This window comes from Chryseobacterium tagetis (genome assembly GCF_016735585.2).
Classification (GTDB): Bacteria; Bacteroidota; Bacteroidia; order Flavobacteriales; family Weeksellaceae; genus Chryseobacterium; species Chryseobacterium tagetis.
Genome location: NZ_JAERSE020000002.1, coordinates 842242 through 867867, shown reverse-complemented (window position 1 = coordinate 867867; position 25626 = coordinate 842242). Strand labels below are relative to the sequence as shown.

The window sequence follows — 25626 nt, the reverse complement described above, 5'->3', positions numbered from 1 at the left end:
AGTTTGTAACAAAATTCACTTTTCTTCGTCAAACTATATATAAATCTCACAATGAAGAAAACTATACTCGCGCTCTCCCTATTAAGTTCCGGGTTCATTTTTGCCCAAGAAAGCAAGGACTCTAAAGTAAAAGAAAAAGAAATACAGGAAGTAACACTTACCAAAACTAAAAAAGCCGTTGAACAAAAAGCAGACCGTACGATTTTTGATTTTTCGGAACAGCCAAGCCTTAATTCAGGTTCCTTAATGGAAGGAATCAAGAAGCTTCCAGGATTGGTTGCTTCAGATATGGTAGGAATCATGTATCAGGGAAAACCTCTGGAAGTCTATATGGACGGAAGACCTCTGAATATTTCCAGCAATGAACTGAACGCCTTCATGGAAGGAATGCCTGCCAATTCTGTAGAGAGAATAGAAATCATCACTCAGCCGGGCGCAGAATTCCCTGCAACTTCCGGAGGGGCTATTTTAAATATCATTACCAGCAAATCTGCAAAAAATTATCTTACAGCAGTCTACAACGGAGGTTACCGTTTTTCAAACTATGATAAATACAGAAGCAGATTTAATAATTCCCTTGCTTTAAACTCAAGAAACAAATGGTTTGGATGGCAGGTAAATTTAGGGCAATATTACCGTGAAAGTTTATCGGATTCAGAGTTTGATGCATTGAGTAAAAACCATTCCAACTCTTTAGGGAGAACGTATTATATGAATTCGGCCTTTACTTTTGAACTTGGAAAAGACCGATTATTGTTGAATTATGACATTAGCCACAACAATAATGGATCATCTATTACTTCGGATGAATTTTTAAACGGGTTTACCAGAAGTAATTTTACCAGTGATACGAAAGGTTTAAGACAGGAAGCTGCTGCTACGTATCAGAAAAAGTTTGAGGATAAAAACAAAAAACTGGATTTCAAATTCGTTTACACCAATAGCAATTCTGATTTTAATCAGCAAAGCACCAACAATGTTAACCTTTTGGACAATTCATCAAAATTCAATGTGTATAATTTCAAAATAGATTATTCTCAGCCTTTGAAAATTTTAGATGAGGGAAAAGTAAGCTTTGGGGGATTATTTGATCAGCAGGATTTTGAAACCAAAGACAAAAGCATTGTCAATTTAGATTATACAAGACAAACCACTTCTGGTTATGTAGAGTTTCAGATCAAGCTGAAAAAGTTTGATTTCATTGCCGGACTAAGAGCTGAAAACTACAATATTACCGGAATTACGAGAATGTTTAATGACAATAATGAATTGGAGCAGAAAGATCTTAATGCGTTTAAAAAATTCAAGGTATTTCCAAATGCGAGCATACAGTATAATCTGATGAAGCAGCTTTTCGTCAATCTGAATTATAACAAAAAGATAAGTCTACCAAGTGTTTCATTATTGAACCCCAACAACACGACTTTAAAAAACAATACGATTACATCCAATGGAAATCCGAATCTGCAACCTACGATTTATGACAATGCAGAATTCAAAATCAGTGCGTTTGATTATGCCTACATCAGCTATAATACAAGCTGGGTAAAAGATCAAATTGTTCAGAGAGTTTCCCGGGAAGGCGATCTGATCAGAAATGAACAGGTACAGGTCAACAGTTTAAGAACGCATAATTTCAACTTTGGAATGCCGATTCCTTTTATGCTGTTCACTACTCCATTCAGCGAACTGATGAAGTTCAATGTAAATCCTGATAAAATGAACCTTTTATATATTTATACAGGATATCAGCTTCAGGAAATGCCCGATATTAAAACGAAAGGATTCTGGATTTTCAGCTTGATGGGGCAGTTTATTTTACCAAAGGACATCAGACTTCAGGCGAATTACAATATCATTCCTGCGAGAGGAAATTTTTATTACTTCGAGCTTGAGAAACCTCTTAATAATGCTCTTGACATAACGATCTCAAAGAAATTTATGTCAGAAAGACTTAATCTTTCTGTATATGCAAGAGATATTTTCAATCAGAATAAGAGTGTCATTATCGCCCGTTCAACCGGAGGAAGTGTATATACCTCAAATAAATTTGACAGCAGAAGTTTCGGAATTTCTGTCAATTATAAAATTCCTACTAAAAACAAACTGGCTAAAGAGGATCCTAATATGATCAAGAATACAACGCAAAGTGAAAACAATGGCGGAGTAATGAACCAAGGACAGTAATACAAGTAAAAACGAGTCAGCAAAATGTTTGCTGACTCGTTTCTTTTAAAACAATATAATTTAAAAATCAATTGTCTGAAATCTCCATTCCAGTGTATCGATTAATGTGATTTGATTTAATTGTAAAGGTAAATCCGTGATGAGTTTCAAAGTGAGATTAGCCATCATACTTCCTACAATTCCCGGTAATGCACCAAGAACGCCCAAACTATCGCAATCCGGAATATCTTCATCGAAAGGAGGCTCAGGAAAAATATCTCTTAAATTCTTGCTTCCATTATAATTGAAAATCGCAACCTGCCCGGAAAAACCAAGAATACTTCCGTAGACTAAAGGCTTATTGAGTTTGACACAAATATCATTAACTAAATATCTCGTTTTAAAATTATCCGAACCATCAACAACCATATCAAATTGAGAAATAATGTCTTCCGCATTTGACTCATCAATTTTTTCTTCAATGGAGATAAATTTCACCCGCTGATTTAAGTTTTTCACAAATTCTTTAGCACTTTTCACTTTAGAAATCCCGATAGAGTTTTCATTATGAATGGTTTGTCGGTTCAAATTATGGAGTTCAACTTCATCAAAATCTATAACTCCCAATATTCCAACTCCAGCGGCAGTCAAATATTGGATTACAGGACTTCCCAGACCTCCGGCTCCAATTACCAAGACTTTAGCATTCATTATTTTTCGCTGACCTTCCAAACCGATTTCCTCAATAAAAATCTGTCGGCTGTATCTTGAGAAGATATCTTCGTTTTTCATTTTATTCATTGATTTTAAACGCAAACACGCAAGGTTAATTTTAAAAATTATTCCGCATATTTTTGTTTCGCAAAGGCATTTCATTTAGCAACGATTAAATGCCCTTGCGAACTAAAAAAATATAATAGTTAAATAAAATCTTTGTGAGCTTCGCGTTACCATATTTTAAGCACCATTATAAACAGCATCCCAGTCTTTCATGATCGGATCGTAACCTGCTTTTTTAATGACATTTTTAATTTCATCCATGCTTCTTTCATCGCTTGTTTCAAACTGTTCTAAGGATTCTTTATCGACCGCATATCCTCCCGGATTGGTTTTAGAAGCAGCACTCATTGCCGTTGCGCCCAGTGAAACAATATGATTTCTGAATTTTTCATTTTCCCGGGTAGAAATAGAGATTTCCAACTCTTCATTCCAGATTCTGTAAGCGCAGATCAATTGTAACAGATCTCTATCTGACATGATAAAATTAGGTTCAATAATTCCTTCCGCTGGTCGAAGCCTTGGAAAAGAAACCGAATATCTGCTTTTCCAATATTGTTTTTGGAGATAATCGATATGAAGAGCGTTGAAAAAACTGTCCACTCTCCAGTCTTCTAAGCCTAATAAAACTCCCAATCCCATTTTATGAATTCCTGCTTTACCAATTCTGTCGGGAGTTTCCAGACGGAAATTGAAATTTGATTTTTTTCCTTTCGGATGATATTCTTTATAAACTTCCTGATGATAGGTTTCCTGATAGACCAAGACCGCGTTTACACCCGCCTCATGCAACTGTTGATATTCTTCCTCTGATAAAGGCTGAACTTCGATAGAAATATTGGCAAAATGTGGTTTTAATAATTTTACAGCATTCAGAAAATAATCAATCCCGACTGTTTTATTGGCTTCTCCGCTTACCAGCAACACATGATTGACTCCCATTGACTTTAAAACCGTTGCTTCGATCATCAATTCTGTATCAGTGAGCGTTTTTCTTTTAATGGAATTATCTAAGCTAAAACCGCAATAGGTACAGATATTCTGACATTCATTACTCAGGTACAACGGAGCATACAGCTGAATGGTTTTCCCGAAACGTTTTTGAGTAAGCTGCTGAGTCATTTTCGCCATTACTTCAAGCTTCTGAGCGGCAACAGGTGAAAGAAAATTCAGAAAGTCTTCGATTGTTTTATTCTTTTTCTGAAGACTTCTTTCCACATCAGATAGCGTTACTTTTTCAAGCCTCGCCTTCACTTCATCCCATTGATAATTCTCAAAAAAATCTTTAAAACTTTTCATAATATTTAGCTTTAATCAAACAAAAAGGAAGTCAGTGGGCTCGATGCTTCTGCGTGTTGTGCAATCGCTCCCAAACCAGCTTCAAAAGCTCTTCTTCCGGCAATCACGCCTTCTTTAAAAGCTAATCCCATATTTACAGGATTTCCTGCAACGGCTATTGCTGTATTTACCAGTACCGCATCTGCTCCCATTTCCATTGCTTTTGCCGCATCAGAAGGCGCCCCGATTCCTGCATCCACAACAACAGGAACATTGCTTTGGCTGATGATAATTTCTAAAAAATCTACAGTTTTCAATCCCTTATTCGTTCCAATCGGTGCTCCTAAAGGCATTACCACCGCAGTTCCCGCATCTTCAAGACGTTTACACAAAACCGGATCAGCATGAATGTATGGCATCACGACAAATCCCAATTTTGCCAATTCTTCTGTTGCATATAAAGTCTCAATCGGATCGGGCAGTAAATATTTCGGATCGGGATGAATTTCCAGTTTCACCCAGTTGGTTTCTAAGGCTTCTCTTGCTAATTGTGCTGCCAAAACCGCTTCTTTAGCAGTTCTTGCTCCTGATGTATTGGGTAAAAGGTGAGTTTTTGTCGGTTTTAAAGCATTCAATAAATCATCTTCTGAGGATTGTGAATCGATGCGTTTTAAAGCCATTGTGACCATTTCACTACCTGAAGCGATAATGGAATCTGTCATTTCTGAAAGGTTTCCGAATTTTCCTGTTCCTAAAAACAGTCTTGATTCGAAAGTTCTTCCTGCTATAATTAAAGGTTGATTTTTCATTGTAAGATGGTTTTAAATTCATTGATAACTGAAGGCTGATTGGTAATCTGCCCTGAAACTGCAACTCCGTAAATTCCGATTTGCTGTAATAATTCGATATTGTTTAAAACAACCCCGCCAATTGCGAAGATTTTCGGAATTTCTAGAGAGTTTTCTTTTAAGTTTTCAATGATCTTCTGATAGCCTTCAAATCCTAAAATCGGACTTAATTGTTCTTTCGTTGAAGTAAATCGTAAAGGGCCTAAACCTATGTAATCACAAGGCTCATTCATTCGTTGAAGAACATCTGAAATTGTGTTCGCTGTCCCTCCAATGATTTTATTTTCACCTAAGATATTTCGGGCTGCTTCAATCGGTGTATCTTTTAATCCTAAGTGAACACCATCGGCATCAAGAGCTTTTGCTATCTGAACGTGGTCATTAATGATACAAACCGTCTGATGGTCTGAGCATAATTTTTTTGAAATTTCACAAAGTTTGATGAATTCCTGTTCCAGAGCGTTTTTCCAGCGAACCTGAATCCATTTTATACCGTTATCAAGAGCTTTTCTGATATTTAGCTCCTGATCTTCTATGGTGAGACCTTGAGAGATATATTGTAATTTTTCCATTTTTTATTTTTTAACGCTAAGAGCGCTAAGATTTCTTAATTACTAACTGTTTCTAAGTTCGCAAAGAGCATACATTGTACATCAGAATCTTTTAAGAATGAAATCCCAACAATGTAGGATTGCTTGTTAAAAATTTTTCGATGTATTGTTTTCCTTTTCGACAGGCATTTTCTAGATTTTCTCCTTTTGCTAAATATGCTGCAATCGTGGAAGAAAGCACACAGCCGGAACCATGTTTCGGATAGTAAACAGAAGTCTTATTATTCGGCTGAATCGAAATTTCTTTCCCGTTTTCAATTAAAATATCTGTTCCGATTTTATCTTCTCTATGCCCTCCTTTTATTAAGACTGAACATGAGCTTTCAAAAAGATTGGCCTTCTGCAATATCTTATATTCATTATAATTCGGAGTAATCAAATCCATTTGCTTCAACACATTTTTCAAATCTGAAATTGTATTGATGTCAAAAAAAGAAAACTCGGAAGTGCTTTTCAAAACTGGATCCCAAACAATTTTTGCTTCAGCATTAATAGATTTAATTTTTTCTATCATCTGAGTTATATAGTCAGCATCTTTTACTACTCCAATTTTCACAGCCTCAACATGATATTTTTTCATCAAGACATCAATTGTTGAAAGAATTTTGTTAAAAGATTGCCATTCCAAACTCAAACATTCAGATTCCGTTTGAACGGTCATTGCCGTACAAACTCCCAACCCCTGAACCTTTAATTGTTCAAAGGCTTTTATATCCGCTAATAAGCCGGCTCCTCCACTTGGATCGTAGCCGGCTATACTCATTACGAAAGGACGTTCTGTCTGCATTTCTTGAAAACTTGTATAGGTTCTTTGCTTTCCCAGATAGCTCCTAATAAAGCCACTCCATTAATATTATTGTCAAAAACTTCATGACTATTATTTTCATTAATTCCTCCCAAAGCAATCAGTTTTACTTTTGAATTCTCTCTTCTTTTAAGATCATTTAAAATGTTCGAACTTTCTCCGTAACCCTTTTTAGAAATGCTCGGAAAAACAGGACTGATGAATGAATATTCCCATTCTGCACCCAATTCATTAAAAGTTTCAATATCATGAACAGATGTTGAAATTATTTTATCTCTAAAAGCTTGAAACAATCCATTTTGCCTGTCAACTTCCCTGAAATGAAGTCTCGAAATCTTAAACTCTTTCGCCAAATCGTAATGACTGTGCAACACTAACTGAGAATGAAATTCAGAGTTTATCTTTTGAATAAAATCCCTCATTACTTCTGTATTGATAAAAGGCTTTCTGACATGAAGCAAATTCAATCCTTCCTGAAATAATTCATTGATCAATTCAGTTTCCTTTTCAACAACTACTTCGGGAGTGATTACGATAATCATATATAAATCTCCTTACCTTTTTCGATGAATTCCTGAGATTTGTCGAACATTCCTTTTTCTGCAGATTCACGGATTTCCTGTGTGATTTTCATAGAACAGAATTTTGGTCCGCACATGGAGCAGAAATGTGCAATTTTTGCTCCGTCCGCAGGAAGTGTCTCATCATGATAAGATCTTGCTGTTTCCGGATCTAGCGAAAGATTGAACTGATCTTCCCAACGGAATTCAAATCTTGCCTTACTCAAAGCATTATCTCTGTATTGTGCTCCTGGATGACCTTTCGCCAAATCTGCTGCATGAGCGGCCAGTTTATAGGTAATTACTCCAACTTTTACATCTTCTTTGTTGGGTAGTCCTAAATGTTCTTTTGGCGTTACATAGCACAACATCGCACAACCGAACCAGCCAATCATTGCCGCTCCGATTCCGGAAGTGATGTGGTCGTAACCCGGAGCAATATCCGTAGTCAATGGCCCTAAAGTGTAAAATGGTGCTTCATCACATACTTCCAATTGTTTTTCCATGTTTTCTTTGATCATGTGCATCGGAACGTGACCAGGACCTTCAATCATCACCTGCACATTGTGTTTCCAGGCGATTTTAGTTAATTCTCCCAGAGTTTCTAATTCTGCAAATTGTGCTTCATCATTGGCATCGGCAATCGAACCTGGACGAAGCCCATCTCCCAAAGAGAAAGCAACGTCATATTTTTTCATGATCTCGCAGATTTCATCAAAATGCGTGTATAAAAAGTTTTCTTTATGATGAAACAAGCACCATTTTGCCATGATAGATCCACCCCTGGAAACTATTCCAGTTACACGCTTTGCTGTCAGGTGAATATATCTTAGTAAAACTCCTGCGTGAATTGTGAAATAAGAAACTCCCTGTTCTGCCTGTTCAATTAAAGTATCTTTAAAAATCTCCCAGGTTAAATCTTCGGCAACTCCTTTTACTTTTTCCAATGCCTGATAAATAGGAACTGTACCAATCGGAACGGGACTGTTTCTGATGATCCATTCTCTGGTTTCGTGGATGTTTTTTCCGGTAGACAAATCCATAATTGTATCTGCTCCCCATCTGCAAGCCCAAACTGCTTTTTCTACTTCTTCTTCGATGCTTGATGAAACGGCACTGTTTCCAATATTGGCATTAATTTTAACCAAAAAATTTCGTCCGATAATCATCGGTTCACTTTCCGGATGATTGATGTTGTTTGGAATAATTGCTCTTCCCACCGCAATTTCATCTCTTACAAACTCGGGAGTGATTTTGCTTTTCGGAGTTTTAGCTCCAAAACTATTTCCCTGATGCTGAAAAGCCATGTCTTTTGAAACAGAATCCAACTGCTCGATTCTTTGATTTTCTCTGATGGCAATATATTCCATTTCGGGAGTGATAATTCCCTGTTTTGCGTAGTATAATTGGGTAACTTCCTGCCCTTCTTTCGCGACTTTCGGTTTGTGATTGTAAGAAAAACGTAATTCGTCCAGTTTTGAATCGCCAAGACGGGCTTTTCCATATTCCGAGGTAATTCCGTCCAGAATTTCTACATCATTTCTGTCTAAAATCCATTGTTCACGGATTCTTGGCAGCCCTTTTTCAATATTTATTTCAGAGTTTTCGTCTGTGTAAGGTCCTGATGTATCGTAAACAGTAACGGGTGGATTGTGTTCTAACGTTCCGTTGGATAATTTTGTGGGACTTAATTCTATTTCGCGCATTGCTACATTGATCGGGTGAATTGTCCCTTCAACATAGATTTTTTTTGAGTTCGGAAACGGCGAACGTGTAATGTTATGAGCCATATAATGATTGTTTTTTTATAAAGATTAACCGCCCTGAGTAGCAGTGATAATTAGAATTGAATCTTTGTTGTTGAGAAATGTTTCCGCCCAGAATGACTGCGGAATAATGCGATTATTGAGCGCTACGGCAATACCTTTTTTCTTTTCAGGTAATTCCATAGCAATGAGTGCTTCCAGATTTTCGGGAAGTACATCAAAAGTTCTGAGTGTGTGGTTAATTGTGAGCTCCATTCCTAAATTTTTAAATACACTTTAGGAATGCCCGCCATTGTACAATAGAATGTACAGCAAAGTCATCTCACTTTTCCCTACGCTAGTATGATCTAGAAATCAGGTTCAAAGGGTAAAATCTCAGCCTGTTTGTGAACAGACACCCCTAAAGTCGAGACGAAGGTAGACATTTTTTTGAAATGGGCAAAATTTTGTTTTTCAGAAAAAATAAAAGAGCGATGTATGAACACCGCTCTTTATTTACTATATTTTGTTTCGTTTTTATTTCTTAAAAACTTAAAAGACCATTACATCGAAAATTTTTAAATTAAAAATTAATCTTCACAGGCTCTCCAAATGGCATCATTTTGTGGAACAGGAGCAACAATTTCTACTTTTTCTTTAGTAACAGGATGAATAAACTCCAGTTTTCTAGCATGAAGATTAATTCCTCCGTCAGGATTGGAACGGGGTGAACCATATTTTAAGTCTCCTTTAATCGGAACTCCGGTTTTTGACAACTGAGCTCGAATCTGGTGATGCCTTCCTGTTTCCAGGTCGATTTCCAGTAAGAGATAATTATCTAATGTTTTAATTACATTATAAGTAAGAATCGCTTCTTTTGCTCCATCAGTAGCTTTTGGAAAAACAATAGCCTTATTATTCTTTTCGTTTTTCTTTAAATAATGAACCAACCTCTGAGTTTTGGGGATCATTTCTTTTGCCACAACCGCCCAATAGGTTTTCTTTACCTCACGATTCTTTACCATTTGAGTAAGGCGAGACAAAGCTTTGGAAGTTTTAGCGTAAATCACCAAACCAGAAGTAGGCCTGTCAATACGATGAACTAAACCGAGGAAAACATTCCCCGGTTTGTTATCTCTTTTTTTTATAAAATTCTTGATTGATTCTAATAATGATTCATCACCGGTTTTATCTCCCTGTACGAGCTGACCGACTTTTTTGTTAACGACCAAAAGATGGTTGTCTTCATAAACAATCTGTTCCTCCATGATTTACTGACGGTAAGTAGGCCTGTTTACAATGGAAAGAATAATCCCTCCTAAAAGCCCTATTGTTTTAATCGATTCCAATTTTGTTCCTAATGGAATAAATAAACCGCCAAGTACACAAATGGCAGCCGCAGCATACATTGCATACACAAAGTTTTTATTGCTCAGCAAAGGTGCCTGAAGAAAAAAGCTGATTCCTATTAAAACATAAAACACTTTTCGTGAAAGTAAGTTATTGATTTCCGGAGAAAAGAAATTAAACCATCCTGCCGCAAGACAAACCAGGGCAATAATCGATAAAATTCCTTGAGTAGACTGTTGGTTTCTCATTAATTAATAACTTTCATTTTCGTTAGGAAAATCTGCACTTTTCACATCCTTTACATATTGAGCAACCGCTCCCGTGATTTCTGTATAAAGATCTAGGTATCTTCTTAAAAATTTCGGACTAAATCCTTTATTCATACCAACCATATCGTGATACACCAAAACCTGTCCGTCACAGTGAGGACCCGCTCCGATTCCGATGGTCGGGATTGAAATCGCTTCTGTTACTTTTTTTGCTAAGTCTGCCGGAATTTTTTCCAACACCACAGAAAAACAGCCAAGTTCTTCTAACAATTGAGCATCAGCAATCAGTTTTTCAGCTTCCGCTTCTTCTTTTGCTCTTACTTTATAGGTTCCGAATTTATAAATAGATTGTGGAGTCAGTCCCAAATGTCCCATTACAGGAATTCCTGCATTGATAATTTTTTTAATTGATTTTGAGATTTCTTTCCCTCCTTCAATTTTCACAGCATGAGCACCTCCTTCTTTCATCATTCTTACTGCAGATTCCAATGCTTTTTCAGGATTACTCTGGTAAGTTCCGAAAGGCAAATCAGCAACAACCAAAGCTCTGTCGGTTCCTCTCACCACACTTTGAGAATGATAAATCATCTGATCTAAAGTAATAGGCAATGTGGTTTCAAAACCTGCCATCACATTAGCTGCAGAATCTCCTATCAGAACAGCATCAATTCCTCCCGCATCCACCATTTTCGCAGTCGTAAAATCGTATGCCGTAAGCATGGTAATTTTTTCCTTGTCGAATTTCATTTTACGCAAGGTTTCAGTGGTAACTTTCTTAATCTCAGAATGAACAGACATAATGTATCTATTTTTTAAAAGTTAAAAAGTCGGCCTTGAGCCGACTTAAAGTTTTGTATGATTTTTATAAAACTACGTGACCTAGTTTCATTAATTTGTCGTGGTTAAGAATTTTGATATTTCGCCCATCCACTTCGATAAGGCTATCTTGTTTAAACTCAGAAATCAGACGAATGGCACTTTCTGTTGCCGTTCCGATAATGTTGGCAATCTCTTCTCTTGTTAAAGAAATCTTGATAAACCCTTCCGGATCTACTCCCAATTTCTGTTCAAGAAGCAATAAAATTTCAGCGAGTCTTTCTCTCACTGTTTTTTGAGCCAAGAAAGTGATTGTATTGGAAGATTCTCCTAATTCGTAAGAAATTTTCTGAAGCATTACAAATGAAAGCTGAGGATCAACTTCCAGAAGATGCATAAAGATTTCTGAAGGAAGGAAAATACATTCAACATCCGTCATCGCTTCAGCTTTCGCCTGAAAATTTTCACCACAAAGCAGGGCGCGATATCCGATGATATCCCCTTCTTTGATAAATCTTAAAATCTGATCTTTTCCAAAAGCTCCAGATTTTGATAGTTTAGCAGCACCTTTTTCTAAAACGTACACTCCTTTTGGGATTTCTCCGTCTTCGAAAATGATGTCGTGCTTTTGAAAATTCATTTTTTTCTTTGCGCTAATGTATTTCTCAAAATCGGCATTAGAAAGTCTTTCTTTGAATGATTTATCATTAAAAACTCTGGCAAATCTTTCTTCAATAGCGAGCTGTTGTTCCTGCGGCATTTTAATATGACATTTATCACAAAAATAGAACTTTTTAACTCGATAAACAAAAAAAATTGTTATAATTTTGTGCTTCAATAATTTATGAAGGTGAGCGAGAACTGTTTTCATTGTGGCCAAGGGATAGAAAAGGAACAAATTCTGTTTGACGAAAAAATTTTTTGTTGCAACGGCTGCAAGTCTGTTTACGAAATTCTGAATACGAATAATTTAAGTAATTTTTACGAACTCAATAAAAGAGCCGGAATTCGCCCAAGTGACGAAAATTCTACTCAGTTTGATTATTTAGACACGCCTGAAATCTTCGAAAAGGTGACTGATTTTTCAGAAGGCGGAACCAGTTTAGTTACTTTCAAAATCCCTGTAATCCACTGCTCATCATGTATCTGGCTTTTAGAAAGTCTTCATACTTTAAATAAAAATATTAAGTATTCTCAGGTTAATTTCACAAGAAAAACCTTACAGATCTCTTTCAATCATAACGAATTAAAATTAAGCGAATTAGCTAATTTTTTAACCAATTTAGGATACAAACCCGTTATCAGCCTTGAAACCGCAGACAAAAATGTTGATCATCTTGACAAATCTCTGTTGGTAAAATTTGCCATTGCAGCTTTTGCCTTTGGAAACGGAATGTTTCTGGCCTTTCCTGAATATGTAGGAGGAGAAGATTACTGGATGGATCATTATAAAGGGCTTTTCAGAACTCTAATGTGTCTTTTGGCTATTCCTGTTGTATTTTATTCAGCTTCTGATTATTACAAATCGGCTTGGTACGGTTTAAAAAACAAAATCGTTAACATCGACGTGCCTATTGTTTTGGGAATCATTGTTCTTTTCGGACGAAGCGTTTACGAGATCGTAACAGATTACGGACCAGGATATTTTGACACGTTATGTGGACTTTTATTCTTCATGCTTTTAGGGAAGATTTTCCAGAAAAGAACATACAATGCACTTTCTTACGACAGAGATTATAAATCTTTTTATCCAATTGCGGTAACCAAGGTTGATTTTGCAGGAAAACAAGACAATATTCTTCTTTCCGAAATAAAAATCGGCGACAGAATTTTAGTTAGAAACCAGGAAATCATACCTGTTGATGCTATTTTGATTAATGGCGAAGGAAATATTGACAACAGTTTCATTACCGGAGAAAGCGCTACAATCAGCAAACAACCGGGAGATAAAATTTTTGCGGGAGGAAAACAGATTGGCTCTTCTCTGGAACTGGAAGTTATAAAAGATGTTGATCAAAGTTACCTTACTCAGCTTTGGAATAAAGAAGCCTTTAAAAAACATGAAACAGGTCTTGACACACTGACAAACAACATCAGTAAATATTTCACATTCATCATTTTAGGGATTGCTTTAATTTCAGGAATTTACTGGGCAACGGTAGATTTAGAAAAAATGTTCCAGGTGATTTCCGCGATTTTGATCATCGCCTGTCCTTGTGCGCTCGCACTGTCTGCTCCATTCACTTTCGGACACATTATGAGGATTTTAGGTCGAAATAAGTTTTATGTAAAAGACACTTTAACGATCGAGAAAATTGCAAAACTGGACACGATTGTTTTTGATAAAACAGGAACCATTACTCACAGAAAAAAATCAAGCATTAAATACGAAGGTTCTGAGATCAAAGATTTTGATTTACAAAACATTAAAACATTATTAAAGAACTCCAATCACCCGCTTTCAAAATCATTATATGAATTCATTGATATCAATGATGAGTATTTCCCAGTTGAACATTTCATGGAAATCTCGGGAAAAGGATATGAAGCGAATGTAAGAGGAAGCATCTATAAAATCGGGTCTGCAAAATATAACAATCAGGAATCTAAAAACTTAGAGACCGCTGTTTATATCAGTAAAAACAACGAATTCTTAGGGAAATTCATCTTTAAAAACGAATATCGTCCTGGACTGAGCAACCTGTTTAAAAAGCTTACAGAGTATAAAATCTTTATTCTGAGTGGTGATAATTCTTCTGAAGAAAATCAACTGAAAGAACTAATTCCTAATCACCAGGGAATGGCATTCAATCAAAATCCTGAAGATAAACTGAATTATATTAAAAATTTACAGGATAAAAACCTGAAAGTTGCCATGTTAGGAGACGGACTGAATGATGCAGGAGCTCTAAAACAGAGTAATGTAGGAATCGCTATTGCGGATGACACCAACAGTTTCACGCCTTCTTCTGACGTAATAATGAATGGTGAAAAAGTAGTGACTCTCGATAAATACCTGAACGTATGTAAAGGCTCAATCACCATTGTAAAAATGACATTTATAATCAGTTTTCTTTACAATGTTATTGGTTTAAGTTACGCAGTTACAGGACACATGCATCCGCTTTTCGCTGCATTGATCATGCCCGCAAGTTCAATCACTGTAGTTTCATTTACTACACTTTCAACTTGGATCCTGGGAAGAAAACACTTCAAAAAACAGGCTTAAAAGCCCTTATTTAGACTGATTTTAAATTAGCCAAAACCCGTATTTCGTGATGAATGTCATTATTTTTCACTAAATTTGAACCCCGAAAATAGGTTAATTTTGTTGTCAAATGGATATTCTATATTTAATGATCCTATGCAGTGTTTCTTTAGCTGCGATTTTCTTGGTCGTATTTATAGTGTATGCCAAAAAAGGACAGTTTGAAGATGATGAATCTCCTGCTGTCAGAATTCTTTTTGATGATGAGATCAAGGAGGAGGAAGTTGGCAACAAAGAAACAGACGAAAAAGAAATAGGAAAATAATAAAATTGAAGAAAAAAGTGAATAGTTGATATGGAGACACAAAAGTTTAGTTATGACAATAGCATTGTCCGTGCATTCCTCTATGCTACCATAGTATTTGGGCTTATTGGATTCACGTTCGGGCTTACGGCAGCATTAATGCTTTTCTACCCTGAACTTCCCGAATTTTTATTCGGAACTGATGATACAACGATTAAAAGTTTAGCATCGGGGAATATTCAAGGGTTAATAAACACTCATGGTGCGTTCGGATTTGGTAGAATCAGAATGTTGCACACCAATACCGTAATCTTTGCATTCGTATGTAATATCGTTTATACTGGTATTTATTACTCATTACAGAGATTATTAAAAACAAGAATGTACAGTGATACATTATCTTGGTTACATTTCTGGACTTGGCAGTTTATGATCGTTGCTACGTTCGTTACTTTCTTTATGGGTATTAATACTTCTAAAGAATATGCAGAACACGAATGGCCAATCGATATTTTAATTGCGTTCTCTTGGATTATTTTCGGAGCGAACATGTTCTTAACTATTGCAAAAAGAAGAGTAAGACACTTGTATGTAGCAATTTGGTTCTACATCGGTACTTGGATTGCAGTAGCTATGCTTCACATCTTCAATAATCTTGAAGTTCCATTATCTTTCACAGGATGGAAATCTTATTCAGCTTATGCAGGGGTAAAAGATGCTATCGTACAATGGTGGTATGGTCACAATGCAGTAGCATTCGTACTAACGACTCCGGTTTTAGGTTTGATGTATTATTTCTTACCAAAAGCTGCAGACAGACCGGTTTTCTCTTATAAACTGTCTATTATTCACTTTTGGTCATTAATTTTCGTATATATCTGGGCTGGTCCTCACCACCTTCAATATACAGCGCTTCCGGCTTGGGCTCAGGCGGTTGGAACAGGTTTCTCAATCATGCTTATTGCACCATCTTGGGGAGGTATGCTAAATGGTCTTCTTACCTTAAGAGGAGCTTGGGATAAAGTAAGAGAAAATCCTATTCTTAAATTCTTCGTGGTAGCTGTTACTTGTTATGGTATGGCAACGTTTGAAGGTCCGCTTTTGGCAACTAAAAACATTAATAAAATTGGTCACTTCACAGACTGGGTAATTGGTCACGTACACTTAGGAGCTCTTGGATGGAATGGTTTCATGGCATTCGGGGTTATCTACTACTTGGTTCCAATCATGTGGAGAACAAAAATCTGGTCTGTAAAATTGGCTAACTGGCATTTCTGGTTAGGGACATTAGGAATTATTTTCTATGCAGTACCAATGTATATTTCAGGATTTACTCAAGGGTTAATGTGGAAACAATTCAACCCGGACGGAACTTTATTGTGGAAAAACTGGTTAGATACTGTAACTGCAATTATTCCTTACTTTAAAATGAGATTTGTAGGAGGAGCATTCTATATTTCAGGAGCTATCCTAATGATTGTAAACATTGTTGCTACTGTAAGAAAAGGATCATTCCAGAAAGAAGTTCCTGCAGAAGCACCAGCTTTGGCAAACATCAGCAAAAACAGAAAAGAAGGAGAAGGAACTCACCTTTGGTTAGAAAGAACACCGGTATTATTGGGTATTCTATCTTTCTTAACGATTTCAATTGGTAGTTCAGTAGAAATTATCCCTACTTTATCTCTTAAGAAGAGTGTACCTACAATTTCTGCAGTGAAGCCATATTCACCACTAGAATTAGAAGGTAGAGATATTTATATCAGAGAAGGATGTAACGCTTGTCACTCACAAATGGTAAGACCATTCAGAGATGAGATTACGAGATTCAACGGTAAAAATGGACAATACTCAAAAGCAGGAGAGTTTGTATATGACAGACCATTCCTTTGGGGATCAAAAAGAACCGGACCGGATTTACATAGAGAAGGAGGTAAAAACCCAAGTTCTTGGCACTACAAACATATGTATAACCCGAGATCTACATCTGCTGGTTCTATCATGCCTCGTTACCCTTGGTTAATTGCTACAGACTTAGACAGATCTAAAATGGTAGCTAAACTGCAGCTTATGAAAGGAGCATTTGATGTACCTTATACTAAAGCTCAGATTGATTCTGCAAACTCTTGGGCAGATAACCAAGCTAAGAAAATTGTAAAAGATATCTTCTCTGAAGCCAATGACGTAAAAATGAATTACGTTAACAGACCTAAAGGAGAATTGGAGAAAAAAGAAGTTATAGCTCTTATCTCTTATCTACAAAGATTAGGTACAGATATCAAAACAACTGAAATTAAAACAGCAAGTAATAACTAATAAAACGTTAAAAAGTCTATGATTCCTCAGAACTTTAAAGATATTTTATCCAATACAGAAAATGCTGGTTTTTACCAGACATTGGCTCTGATTTTCTTTATCCTGTTCTTCGTAGCTTTGATAATATATGTTTTTAGCAGACCTAAAAAATATTACAAAGAAGAAGAAGAGGCTCCTCTGCAGGATGATGAAGATGATTTTAATTTAAAAAATTAAACTATTTATTATGAAACAAAGAACACCGGTTGTTGTAAACATTTTAATAATAATTGGACTTCTAATAGTTTTTTATTATTTGTTTGTACAAAGCTACTCGTTTTTGACGTCTCCTTACTTCTGGGGAACTGTAGTCATCAGTGCAATCTTGGCTTACATTCACAGTGCAATTGGAGATTTAATTGAAAATAATAAATTCAAAAAACTATCTGCAGAAGAAAAAGCAGCATACTTAGCAGAAAAGAAAATTCCTTTCTTGAGAAGAATGTATGATGCAGCTTTCAAAAAGCAATCTGATACAGAAGAAAAAGATATCCTTATCGACCATGGTTTCGACGGAATCATGGAGTTGGATAACCAATTACCAAAATGGTGGGTAGGTTTATTTTATTTTGGGACTGTTTTTTGTATTGTATATGTTGCGGCATTCTCTTTCACAGATTTCGCTCACCCGTTAAGCGAATATGAAAAAGAATACAAAGAGCAAATGGCAGCTATTGAAATTTATAATGCAAGCCAGCCTCCAGTAACGATTGAGACAGCAAAATATTCAGCTGATAATATTGCAGAAGGTAAAGAATTATTCAAAACCAACTGTGCATCTTGTCACAAAGAAGATGGTAGTGGTGGTATCGGACCGAACCTAACAGATAATTTCTGGATCAACCAACCAGAGAAAACATTATTCAAAAATGTTTTCCATATGGACTGGAATGGTTCTCCTAACAACCCTACAATGAGACCATTCGGGAAAAACGGAGAAGTTTCTGGTGCTGAAATTGAAAAGATTGCAGCATATGTATATCACATCAACCAAGAGCAACCTCCAGTAACCCCAGCTCAAGGTGGAGCTGCTCCTCAGGGAACAGAAGCACACTGGGAAAAAGAATAATTTTTAAAAAAATTAAGTCATATGAAAAACATAATTGGTTATTAGAATAAAATAGTAACGAATTATGTTTTTCTTTTTTTAAATACATTACACAATGTCAGAAATAGAAGAAATAGAAGCAAGAGGAGGACAGGGACAGGTGCTCGATCCCGAAACTTATAGAGACTCTATTGGCACAATGGAACAATCGGGAAAAAGAAAATGGGTCTTCCCGAGAAAACCAAAAGGAAAATATACCAACTACAGAAATATTGTAAGTTATATTTTACTTGTTATTTATTTTACATTACCATTTATTAAGATTAATGGTAATCCTTTAATCCTGTTTAATGTCATTGACAGAGAGTTTTTCATTTTTGGACAGCCTTTCTATCCTCAGGACTTTTTTATCCTTACATTAGGAGCTATTGCGTCACTTATTTTCATTATTGTTTTTACGATTGCGTTCGGAAGAATTTTCTGCGGGTGGATTTGCCCTCAGACAATTTTTATGGAATCAATATTTCGTAAAATAGATTACCTGATTGAAGGAGACAGAAATAAGCAGATGAAACTGGATCGTCAGGAATGGAATGCCGAAAAGATCTGGAAAAGAAGCTTGAAATGGACGGTCTTCATTGTTATCTCTTTAATTATTACCCACTTTATGTTCATGTATATTGTAGGGTATAAGGAAGTATTCAACATTGTATCGCAAGGTCCGTTTGCGAATCCTACTAACTTTATGGTAATGATTCTGTTTACTGCAGCATTCTATTTTGTTTTTGCTTGGTTCAGAGAGCAGGTTTGTACATTGGTTTGCCCATACGGAAGACTTCAAGGGGTATTGATCGATAAAGACACCATAAATGTATTCTACGATTTCAAACGTGGAGAAAACAGATCTAAATGGAGAAAAGGTGAAGACAGAAAAGCAGCAGGAAAAGGAGATTGTATCGACTGCCATCAATGTGTCGTCGTTTGTCCTACAGGTATTGATATCAGAGACGGACAGCAGCTGGAATGTATCAACTGTACCGCTTGTATTGATGCTTGTGATGAAGTCATGGAAAAAGTAGGTCTGCCAAAAGGACTGATCAGATATGCTTCTGAAAACGAAATCGAAAAAGAAACTCCATTTAAGTTTACCGGAAGAATGAAAGGTTTTGCCGTTCTTCTCTTAGCGCTTATAGGATTCTTAGGCTACTTATTATCCAGCCGTGGAGAAATGGAAGCCAAATTCATCAAACCGGCAGGAAGCACATTCTTTGTGAGAGACGGAAAAATTACCAATACTTACAATTATACATTCTTGAACAAAACGAATGATAAGAAAGTGGTAACGATAAAAGTAATCGAGCCAAAACACGGAGAAATTATTTACAGTGCTTCGAGCAAGATTACAGTAGAAAGAGATAAGATCACAAAGGGAACCATCAATATCAGCTTCCCTGAAAATGAAATGAAATTATCGAAACAAAATATTACGATAGGCGTTTATGATATGAAAGGTAAGCTTGTAGATTCTTACCAGACGTATTTTGAAGGACCTTTTAAATTACAATTTTAATTTTTAGTATGAAAAACTTTAGTTGGGGACACGGTATTGTAATTGCACTGGCTGCATTCATTATTTTTATTCTGTCGATGATGTTTCTTTTCACAAACGGACAGAAAAATTCTGAGATGGTAACGGATAATTATTATGAAGAAGAGCTAAAATACCAAGATGTAATTGATGCTAAAAAAAGAGCAGATGATTTACAGGAAAAACCTGTATACAAACAAGATAAATCCGGAATTATAATTTCTTTCCCTAAAGATTACGACAATTCCAACACTACGGTAAAATTTGTTTTAAACAGAACCGACGACCAGAATTTAGATATACACAGAACTGTACAGCTTGATGCCAATAAATCTTTTACCATTCCTACTCAGGTCTTAAAACTAGGGAATTATACGTTGAGATTGACTTGGACCAGAGACAAAACAGACTACAGAATGGACTATGATGTGATATGGAAATAGCACTTATTGTATCGGCAATCGGCTTAGGCTTCGCATCCGGATTTCACTGTATCGGAATGTGCGGCCCTATTGCTTTGTCGATGGGATTAACTAAAAAGCAGGCGACCAATTATTACCTTCAAAATCTGACGTACCAGTTCGGAAGAATATTTACTTATTCTCTTTTGGGCGCGATCTTAGGAATTATTGGAGAAGGATTTGAAATGGCAGGTTTCCAAAAATATTTAACCATTTTAGTGGGTGTTCTGTTGATTATTATGGCCTTATTTTCTTTTGGAGGAAAAGATTTTGCTTCAAAAATCCCTTTCTTTTCTAAATTTTTATTTTCTGTAAAATCGAATTTAGGAAAACTTCTTCAGAAAGCAGATTACCGTTCCAGATTTACCACAGGTATTCTCAATGGTTTTTTACCTTGCGGAATGGTTTATATGGCATTAACGGCAAGTTTAGCGAGCGGAGGAATATGGCAGGGAGCCTTATATATGTCATTATTTGGATTGGGAACCCTTCCGTTTATGTTTGCAGTTGTTCTGGTAGGGAATCTAATGAATCAGGCTTTCAGAGTAAAAGTTTTAAAAGCTATTCCTGTAGTGATGATCGTTTTAGGAGGATTATTTATTCTTCGTGGATTAGAACTCGGAATTCCTTATATCTCTCCGCCTGCTGAAGCAATGTCTGTTTCCAAAGATAATCAGGGAGATTGCCATTTACCCGGAGATCATAGTACACATAATCATAGCAACACAAATTGCCATTAATTTATAAAATCAAATAACACCACATGAAAAAGACTTTATTTTTACTTCTCATAAGCCTTTTTGCCCTGCAATCATGTACGATAAACTCGGAAATCGTCTATCACAAAGATGCAGCATCTACAGCATTAATGGATATTGACATGAAAGAAGCCATGACCATGTTCAAATCAATGATGCCGGATTCTACAAAAAATGATAAAAAAGAACTTGCCGAACTGGAAAAACTTCCAAGAACATGGACAAGTCTTTATGAAATGGAAAAGAAAGAAGGTAAATTAAAAACCACTAATCCGGATTCCATCAAAATCATGAAAAAAGTATTCATGAAATCTAATTTTGATAAATATGAACTTGCCGGTTTCTCTATGAAGATGGATCATTTTACAAAAGCAGATTACAATACCATCGGAAAAATGTCTAAAAAAGACAAACTTCCGGTTGATCAGATGGCTTTAAATATGTGGGATGGCAAAACTCTTACAATAGATACCGAAAATCTGAATATTAACGGATTTAAAGATATTCTTTCAGGAAAAGGACTTCCGGGAGGAGAAAGCCTTGATTTGGATGATCCTGCCGATAATAATCAATCAGCATTCTCTCTAATGAAAATGATGCTGAAAAAAATGAGTACAACTTTAAAGTTTGAAAATAAAATAAAGTCCATCTCCGGAAAACATGACTGGATTACCAAAGTAGATGATCATACAATCAGAGTAGATTATAATTTGGATGAAATGTTAGGAGATTCCAAAAAACAGCTCACAAATTCAGATAAGAAAATCGTTATCGTTACTGAATAAAAAAACAAAAACCACCAGAGAAATTCCGGTGGTTTTTTTATATAAAATAGAGTCTGATTAGTTAATCAAATCGAATCTTGCATACTCAGCAATCTTCTTAGGAAGTTTAATTCCTTCCGCTGTCTGGTTATTCTCAAGCAAAGCAGCCATGATTCTTGGTAAAGCCATTGCAGAGCCATTTAAGGTATGAACTAATTGAGACTTCCCATCTGCTTTATAACGGCATTTCAATCTATTTGCCTGGAAAGTTTCAAAGTTAGAAACAGAACTTACTTCCAGCCACATTTCCTGAGCCGCACTCCAAACTTCAAAATCGTACGTCATTGCAGAACCAAAACCTGTATCTCCGCCACAAAGTCTTAATACTCTGTAAGGCAGTTCAAGATCCTTTAAAATCTCTTTGATATGTTCTACCATTTCTTCCAGAACAGCATAAGAATTCTCCGGTTTTTCAATTCTTACGATTTCCACCTTTTCAAACTGGTGAAGACGGTTTAATCCTCTTACGTGAGCTCCGTAGCTACCTGCTTCTCTTCTGTAACATTGAGAGAATGCTGTATTTTTTATCGGAAGGTCCTTCTCTTCCAATAAAACATCACGGTATAAATTCGTTACCGGAACTTCCGCTGTAGGAATTAAAAACAATGTTTCTGCAGTTGTATTATTAGCTATTTCATACATCTGACCTTCTTTATCAGGCAATTGTCCTGTTCCGTATCCTGAAGCTTCATTGATAACGTGAGGAGGATTTACTTCCATATATCCCTTCTCAACATTTTTATCTAAAAAATACTGAACCAAAGCTCTCTGCAATCTTGCTCCTTTACCTAAATACACAGGAAAACCGGCTCCGGCAATTTTTACTCCCAATTCAAAATCGATAAGGTTATATTTTTTTGCAAGCTCCCAGTGAGGAATTGCTCCTTCTCCTAGCCCTTCCACATCATGAGACTGATAAACAATTTCATTGTCATCTGCAGAAGCACCACTTTTCACCAATTCATTTGGGATGTTAGGAAGCTTATATAAAATATCCAGTAAAGCTTTTTCTTTTACCTCCAGTTGAGATTTCAATTCCGATGTCGACTCTTTGTATTGTGCTGTTTTAGATTTTGCGGATTCAGCTTCTTCTTTTTTCCCTTCTTTCATCAACATTCCAATTTCTTTGGAGATTTTGTTGATTTCGGAAAGTTGAGAATCCAGTTCAAACTGAATTTTTTTTCTTTCTTCGTCAGTAGCAATAGCCTCGTCTACCAACTCAAGATTCTTGAATTGTCTTTTTTTAAGACCTTCTAAAACGCGTTCCTTGTTGTCGCGCAAAAAATTGACTTGTAACATAAAGGTTTAAGGTTTAAAAGTTTAAGGTTTAAGGTTGAGTTACTTAAAACTCTGAACCCCGAACTTTGAACTGTTCGTGCAAATTTAAGATTATTTTATGATTGTAACCACATTCGGTTCATTAGGTACTTTCGAGAACTTTAAAACTTTGTTGTAATAAACTTTCGAAACCTCAAAAACTGAAGGATTCATTCTGTAGTAGATTTCTAATGTATCAATATCTACAGGATCCGTCGTGGTCTCCGATGTTTTTTTGGTCAAAGAAACCTGGATTTCCGAACGATAAATTTTGTTGTCAGGATCAGTACCGTCATAAAGCTGTCTTGTTGCTCCTGCCGTATATTCCACATAATACGTGGAATCTGCAAGCATTTTACGGCTAAATGTAACGTTTGCAACGTCAGTATCTGCCAATTCATCATTCCATGAAACTCCCGTATAAGAACCTACTTTTGTAGGACTTAAAAGGTCTTTACCTGAGGAATCTCTTATGTATAAATCAAAAATCTGATCCATTTTCTGTAAAGATTCATCATCTCCGCTACTACAACTTAGAAGCGAAAGCAAAGCAATTAATATCCCCCAAAAAGATTTCTTCATACTACAAAGGTAAAATATTAATTTTTAGTCTCCTTACAGATTTTCAAAATATTTCTGATACCACAGCTCAAAAGTGACAAGCTGCCAGATTTTTACACAATCATAAACATCATTCTGATTTTGCCACCATTCATCGATAACATCAGCATTGAAAAAATTTCTTTTTTTGAGACTTGATAAATGTTCTTCAATAAAGTTTCTTACCTTATTTTCGTTCGTAATGAAATCATATAAAGGAAATGAAAATCCTCTTTTCGGCATTTTCAACACTTCTTCGGGAAGATATTTTTCTGCAACTTTTCGCAGTAACGGTTTATTCTGAATTCCATTGTACCTCAAATTTTCTGGCAAAGAAGCAACAAAATCAATTAAATCATTATTCAGATATGGATAACGGAATTCAACTCCATATTTCATTGCACTCAGATCATCTCTGAAAACATGATGCGATGAAAGCGAATACTTCATATCATATTCAAAATAGCCTTTATAATCATTGGTTTCCTGTAAATGATACTGCTTAAGATCTGAATGAATATTTTTAAAAGCAGCAGATGTAAAAACCGATTTTGCTTCGGAAGGTTTCATTCCTACCTGGCTTTGCCTGAAGAAATCAAACATTGTATCCTGAGAAAAATAATTTTTGACTTTTTTTGAAAATTCATCATTAGTAACAATAAAATTCCTTACAAAATTGAAATTCCTTAGAAAAAGCCATTTATTCAGCTTTAAAGAATGAGAATATCCCGCAAAAAGTTCATCCGCACCATTTCCGCTAAGAACAACTTTAAACCCTAATTTTCTAGCGTATTCAGCTGCATTTGTTAACACTTCTAAACTGCTGTAAGGTTCTTCAAAATGCTGAATATTTTCTTTCAACTCTGCTAAAACTTCTTCATCACTCACATTTTTTATATGATGAGGAATTTCAAGAGTATTCGCCACCAAAGACGCATTTTTCACCTCCTCTTCAGAAAATTTATAGGAAATGGTAAAAGCATTAATATCTTCTTTAAAAGGTTTTGATTTTGAAGTAATCAAAGTAGAATCAATTCCTCCGCTCATCATACTGGCAACGGGAACATCAGCATGAAGCTGTTCAGAAACACTTTCAGCAAGCAAATGATCTATTTTTTCGACAGCCTCTTGCTCCGAAATCGTAGAAACCGATTGTAAAGAGAGTTCCCAGAATTTTTCTTTAAGAATTTCCTGAGTCTTAAGATCAATACTCATTAATGAGCCTGGTTCCAGTGAAAAAATATGCTGAAAACAGGTTTCAGGAGCCAAGGTCGTTTGAAAAAGAAAATTGGTATAAACTCCGTTCCAGTTGATCTCAGGTTTTACAAATTCGTTTTTCAGAATGGCTTTGATTTCTGAAGCCCAAATCAATCCGTTTTCATTTTTGCTGTAAAATAAAGGTTTCAGTCCTACCCGATCTCTACCCAGAATAATTTTTTGCTGTTCCAGATCTACAATACAAATCGCAAACATTCCATCAAGCTTTACAAACATGGAAGTTCCCCATTCTATATATGATTTAAGAATCACTTCCGTATCTGATTGACTTTGGAAATGATATCCTAAAGCTTCAAGCTCTTTTCTAAGCTTTTTAAAATTATAGATTTCTCCGTTGAAGGTAATGACTATTTTTTCATTTTCAGAAAGCATCGGTTGATGACCTTTTTCAGAAAGATCAAGAATGGAAAGTCTTCTGAAACCTAACGCGATTTTTGAATACTCCTCCTGTAAAACCGGAAATTCTTTTTTGATCTTTTCCGTAGAATTATTTCCTGAAAAGTTTCTGCTTTCAGAACCGTCGGAAATCCAGAATCCTTCATCATCGGGACCGCGATGTCTGATCGACTGATTCATCTCTGTAATATTTTTAGATGAAATATTTTTATGAAATGAATAATAACCGCAAATTCCGCACATACTTCTGATTTTGTTGGGTAAAAA

At 35.9% G+C, this 25626-nt stretch carries 25 protein-coding genes and 1 riboswitch; of the genes, 10 read left to right on the top strand and 15 right to left on the bottom strand.

All coding sequences use genetic code 11. The features are described 5' to 3' along the window. The first annotated feature begins 51 nt into the window (after positions 1–51). Positions 52–2187, top strand: coding sequence for an outer membrane beta-barrel family protein (locus JI747_RS09495; RefSeq protein WP_225688040.1), 2136 nt, complete (start codon positions 52–54; stop codon positions 2185–2187). Positions 2188–2247: 60 nt separating this feature from the next. Here JI747_RS09495 and JI747_RS09490 read toward each other — a convergent pair whose 3' ends face one another. From JI747_RS09490 to JI747_RS09435, 12 genes are all read right to left on the bottom strand, one after another. After that, positions 2248–2958: a HesA/MoeB/ThiF family protein gene (locus tag JI747_RS09490; RefSeq protein WP_225688039.1), complete on the bottom strand. Its 711-nt coding sequence runs from the start codon at positions 2956–2958 to the stop codon at positions 2248–2250. Between the two features lie 165 nt (positions 2959–3123). Continuing rightward, a complete protein-coding gene (gene thiH / locus JI747_RS09485) occupies positions 3124–4242 on the bottom strand; it encodes a 2-iminoacetate synthase ThiH (protein ID WP_225688038.1) in 1119 nt (372 codons plus the stop codon). Between the two features lie 11 nt (positions 4243–4253). Further along, positions 4254–5030: a thiazole synthase gene (locus JI747_RS09480; RefSeq protein WP_225688037.1), complete on the bottom strand. Its 777-nt coding sequence runs from the start codon at positions 5028–5030 to the stop codon at positions 4254–4256. Continuing rightward, complete coding sequence (gene thiE, locus JI747_RS09475) at positions 5027–5641, bottom strand: thiamine phosphate synthase (RefSeq protein WP_225688035.1); 615 nt, start codon at positions 5639–5641, stop codon at positions 5027–5029. The genes JI747_RS09480 and thiE overlap by 4 nt, the downstream gene beginning before the upstream one ends. 91 nt (positions 5642–5732) lie before the next feature. After that, on the bottom strand, positions 5733–6467 hold the full coding sequence (locus JI747_RS09470) for a hydroxymethylpyrimidine/phosphomethylpyrimidine kinase (RefSeq protein WP_225688033.1): 735 nt from the start codon (positions 6465–6467) through the stop codon (positions 5733–5735). Beyond that, on the bottom strand, positions 6443–7027 hold the full coding sequence (locus JI747_RS09465) for a thiamine phosphate synthase (protein WP_225688031.1): 585 nt from the start codon (positions 7025–7027) through the stop codon (positions 6443–6445). Before JI747_RS09465 ends, JI747_RS09470 begins: the two co-directional genes overlap by 25 nt. After that, on the bottom strand, positions 7024–8835 hold the full coding sequence (gene thiC, locus JI747_RS09460) for a phosphomethylpyrimidine synthase ThiC (protein WP_225688029.1): 1812 nt from the start codon (positions 8833–8835) through the stop codon (positions 7024–7026). Before thiC ends, JI747_RS09465 begins: the two co-directional genes overlap by 4 nt. Before the next feature lie 24 nt (positions 8836–8859). Then, on the bottom strand, positions 8860–9066 hold the full coding sequence (gene thiS / locus JI747_RS09455) for a sulfur carrier protein ThiS (protein ID WP_039370032.1): 207 nt from the start codon (positions 9064–9066) through the stop codon (positions 8860–8862). A gap of 57 nt (positions 9067–9123) precedes the next feature. After that, positions 9124–9223, bottom strand: a riboswitch (TPP riboswitch). 157 nt (positions 9224–9380) lie between these two features. Continuing rightward, positions 9381–10061, bottom strand: coding sequence for an RluA family pseudouridine synthase (locus JI747_RS09450; RefSeq protein ID WP_225688246.1), 681 nt, complete (start codon positions 10059–10061; stop codon positions 9381–9383). Further along, positions 10062–10388 (bottom strand): hypothetical protein, encoded by a 327-nt coding sequence (locus JI747_RS09445; protein ID WP_225688027.1) that lies wholly within the window; start codon positions 10386–10388, stop codon positions 10062–10064. 3 nt (positions 10389–10391) lie between these two features. After that, the gene (panB, locus tag JI747_RS09440) at positions 10392–11207 is read right to left on the bottom strand and encodes a 3-methyl-2-oxobutanoate hydroxymethyltransferase (RefSeq protein WP_039370043.1); all 816 of its coding nucleotides are present in this window, start codon (positions 11205–11207) and stop codon (positions 10392–10394) included. Between the two features lie 64 nt (positions 11208–11271). Further along, complete coding sequence (locus tag JI747_RS09435; RefSeq protein ID WP_225688025.1) at positions 11272–11985, bottom strand: Crp/Fnr family transcriptional regulator; 714 nt, start codon at positions 11983–11985, stop codon at positions 11272–11274. A 90-nt stretch (positions 11986–12075) separates the two neighbouring features. On the opposite strand from JI747_RS09435, the gene JI747_RS09430 reads away from it, so the two are divergent. The 9 genes from JI747_RS09430 (at position 12076) to JI747_RS09390 (ending at position 21729) form a co-directional block, all read left to right on the top strand. Continuing rightward, positions 12076–14454 (top strand): heavy metal translocating P-type ATPase, encoded by a 2379-nt coding sequence (locus tag JI747_RS09430; RefSeq protein WP_225688245.1) that lies wholly within the window; start codon positions 12076–12078, stop codon positions 14452–14454. A 109-nt stretch (positions 14455–14563) separates the two neighbouring features. Continuing rightward, positions 14564–14758: a cbb3-type cytochrome oxidase assembly protein CcoS gene (gene ccoS / locus JI747_RS09425; RefSeq protein WP_225688023.1), complete on the top strand. Its 195-nt coding sequence runs from the start codon at positions 14564–14566 to the stop codon at positions 14756–14758. Positions 14759–14788: 30 nt separating this feature from the next. Next, positions 14789–17050: a cytochrome-c oxidase, cbb3-type subunit I gene (gene ccoN / locus JI747_RS09420; RefSeq protein ID WP_225688021.1), complete on the top strand. Its 2262-nt coding sequence runs from the start codon at positions 14789–14791 to the stop codon at positions 17048–17050. Between the two features lie 18 nt (positions 17051–17068). Continuing rightward, positions 17069–17266, top strand: a complete 198-nt coding sequence (locus JI747_RS09415; RefSeq protein WP_039370054.1) for a cbb3-type cytochrome oxidase subunit 3 — start codon at positions 17069–17071, stop codon at positions 17264–17266. 10 nt (positions 17267–17276) lie between these two features. Next, positions 17277–18158, top strand: a complete 882-nt coding sequence (locus JI747_RS09410) for a cbb3-type cytochrome c oxidase N-terminal domain-containing protein (RefSeq protein ID WP_225688020.1) — start codon at positions 17277–17279, stop codon at positions 18156–18158. A 94-nt stretch (positions 18159–18252) separates the two neighbouring features. Beyond that, on the top strand, positions 18253–19707 hold the full coding sequence (gene ccoG, locus JI747_RS09405) for a cytochrome c oxidase accessory protein CcoG (protein ID WP_225688018.1): 1455 nt from the start codon (positions 18253–18255) through the stop codon (positions 19705–19707). 8 nt (positions 19708–19715) lie between these two features. After that, the gene (locus JI747_RS09400; protein WP_225688016.1) at positions 19716–20168 is read left to right on the top strand and encodes a FixH family protein; all 453 of its coding nucleotides are present in this window, start codon (positions 19716–19718) and stop codon (positions 20166–20168) included. Then, on the top strand, positions 20159–20926 hold the full coding sequence (locus JI747_RS09395; protein WP_225688014.1) for a sulfite exporter TauE/SafE family protein: 768 nt from the start codon (positions 20159–20161) through the stop codon (positions 20924–20926). The genes JI747_RS09400 and JI747_RS09395 overlap by 10 nt, the downstream gene beginning before the upstream one ends. Positions 20927–20949: 23 nt before the next feature. After that, positions 20950–21729, top strand: coding sequence for a hypothetical protein (locus tag JI747_RS09390; RefSeq protein ID WP_225688012.1), 780 nt, complete (start codon positions 20950–20952; stop codon positions 21727–21729). A gap of 57 nt (positions 21730–21786) precedes the next feature. Here JI747_RS09390 and serS read toward each other — a convergent pair whose 3' ends face one another. The 3 genes from serS to asnB all read right to left on the bottom strand — a co-directional run bounded on the left by serS (position 21787) and on the right by asnB (position 25602). Next, on the bottom strand, positions 21787–23067 hold the full coding sequence (gene serS, locus JI747_RS09385; RefSeq protein ID WP_225688009.1) for a serine--tRNA ligase: 1281 nt from the start codon (positions 23065–23067) through the stop codon (positions 21787–21789). A gap of 90 nt (positions 23068–23157) precedes the next feature. Then, positions 23158–23667 carry a hypothetical protein gene (locus JI747_RS09380; RefSeq protein ID WP_225688007.1) on the bottom strand — a complete coding sequence of 170 codons (510 nt, stop codon included), beginning with the start codon at positions 23665–23667 and terminating at the stop codon, positions 23158–23160. 33 nt (positions 23668–23700) lie between these two features. Then, a complete protein-coding gene (gene asnB / locus JI747_RS09375) occupies positions 23701–25602 on the bottom strand; it encodes an asparagine synthase (glutamine-hydrolyzing) (protein WP_225688005.1) in 1902 nt (633 codons plus the stop codon). Positions 25603–25626: the final 24 nt, after the last annotated feature.

What these genes read in the sequence shown, in the direction of transcription:
- JI747_RS09495 (WP_225688040.1), top strand. Translation starts at nt 52, where the DNA reads ATGAAGAAAACTATACTCGCGCTCTCCCTATTAAGTTCCGGGTTCATT.
- JI747_RS09490 (WP_225688039.1), bottom strand. Translation starts at nt 2,958, where the DNA reads ATGAAAAACGAAGATATCTTCTCAAGATACAGCCGACAGATTTTTATT.
- thiH (WP_225688038.1), bottom strand. Translation starts at nt 4,242, where the DNA reads ATGAAAAGTTTTAAAGATTTTTTTGAGAATTATCAATGGGATGAAGTG.
- JI747_RS09480 (WP_225688037.1), bottom strand. Translation starts at nt 5,030, where the DNA reads ATGAAAAATCAACCTTTAATTATAGCAGGAAGAACTTTCGAATCAAGA.
- thiE (WP_225688035.1), bottom strand. Translation starts at nt 5,641, where the DNA reads ATGGAAAAATTACAATATATCTCTCAAGGTCTCACCATAGAAGATCAG.
- JI747_RS09470 (WP_225688033.1), bottom strand. Translation starts at nt 6,467, where the DNA reads ATGCAGACAGAACGTCCTTTCGTAATGAGTATAGCCGGCTACGATCCA.
- JI747_RS09465 (WP_225688031.1), bottom strand. Translation starts at nt 7,027, where the DNA reads ATGATTATCGTAATCACTCCCGAAGTAGTTGTTGAAAAGGAAACTGAA.
- thiC (WP_225688029.1), bottom strand. Translation starts at nt 8,835, where the DNA reads ATGGCTCATAACATTACACGTTCGCCGTTTCCGAACTCAAAAAAAATC.
- thiS (WP_039370032.1), bottom strand. Translation starts at nt 9,066, where the DNA reads ATGGAGCTCACAATTAACCACACACTCAGAACTTTTGATGTACTTCCC.
- JI747_RS09445 (WP_225688027.1), bottom strand. Translation starts at nt 10,388, where the DNA reads ATGAGAAACCAACAGTCTACTCAAGGAATTTTATCGATTATTGCCCTG.
- panB (WP_039370043.1), bottom strand. Translation starts at nt 11,207, where the DNA reads ATGTCTGTTCATTCTGAGATTAAGAAAGTTACCACTGAAACCTTGCGT.
- JI747_RS09435 (WP_225688025.1), bottom strand. Translation starts at nt 11,985, where the DNA reads ATGCCGCAGGAACAACAGCTCGCTATTGAAGAAAGATTTGCCAGAGTT.
- ccoS (WP_225688023.1), top strand. Translation starts at nt 14,564, where the DNA reads ATGGATATTCTATATTTAATGATCCTATGCAGTGTTTCTTTAGCTGCG.
- ccoN (WP_225688021.1), top strand. Translation starts at nt 14,789, where the DNA reads ATGGAGACACAAAAGTTTAGTTATGACAATAGCATTGTCCGTGCATTC.
- JI747_RS09415 (WP_039370054.1), top strand. Translation starts at nt 17,069, where the DNA reads ATGATTCCTCAGAACTTTAAAGATATTTTATCCAATACAGAAAATGCT.
- JI747_RS09410 (WP_225688020.1), top strand. Translation starts at nt 17,277, where the DNA reads ATGAAACAAAGAACACCGGTTGTTGTAAACATTTTAATAATAATTGGA.
- ccoG (WP_225688018.1), top strand. Translation starts at nt 18,253, where the DNA reads ATGTCAGAAATAGAAGAAATAGAAGCAAGAGGAGGACAGGGACAGGTG.
- JI747_RS09400 (WP_225688016.1), top strand. Translation starts at nt 19,716, where the DNA reads ATGAAAAACTTTAGTTGGGGACACGGTATTGTAATTGCACTGGCTGCA.
- JI747_RS09395 (WP_225688014.1), top strand. Translation starts at nt 20,159, where the DNA reads ATGGAAATAGCACTTATTGTATCGGCAATCGGCTTAGGCTTCGCATCC.
- JI747_RS09390 (WP_225688012.1), top strand. Translation starts at nt 20,950, where the DNA reads ATGAAAAAGACTTTATTTTTACTTCTCATAAGCCTTTTTGCCCTGCAA.
- serS (WP_225688009.1), bottom strand. Translation starts at nt 23,067, where the DNA reads ATGTTACAAGTCAATTTTTTGCGCGACAACAAGGAACGCGTTTTAGAA.
- JI747_RS09380 (WP_225688007.1), bottom strand. Translation starts at nt 23,667, where the DNA reads ATGAAGAAATCTTTTTGGGGGATATTAATTGCTTTGCTTTCGCTTCTA.
- asnB (WP_225688005.1), bottom strand. Translation starts at nt 25,602, where the DNA reads ATGTGCGGAATTTGCGGTTATTATTCATTTCATAAAAATATTTCATCT.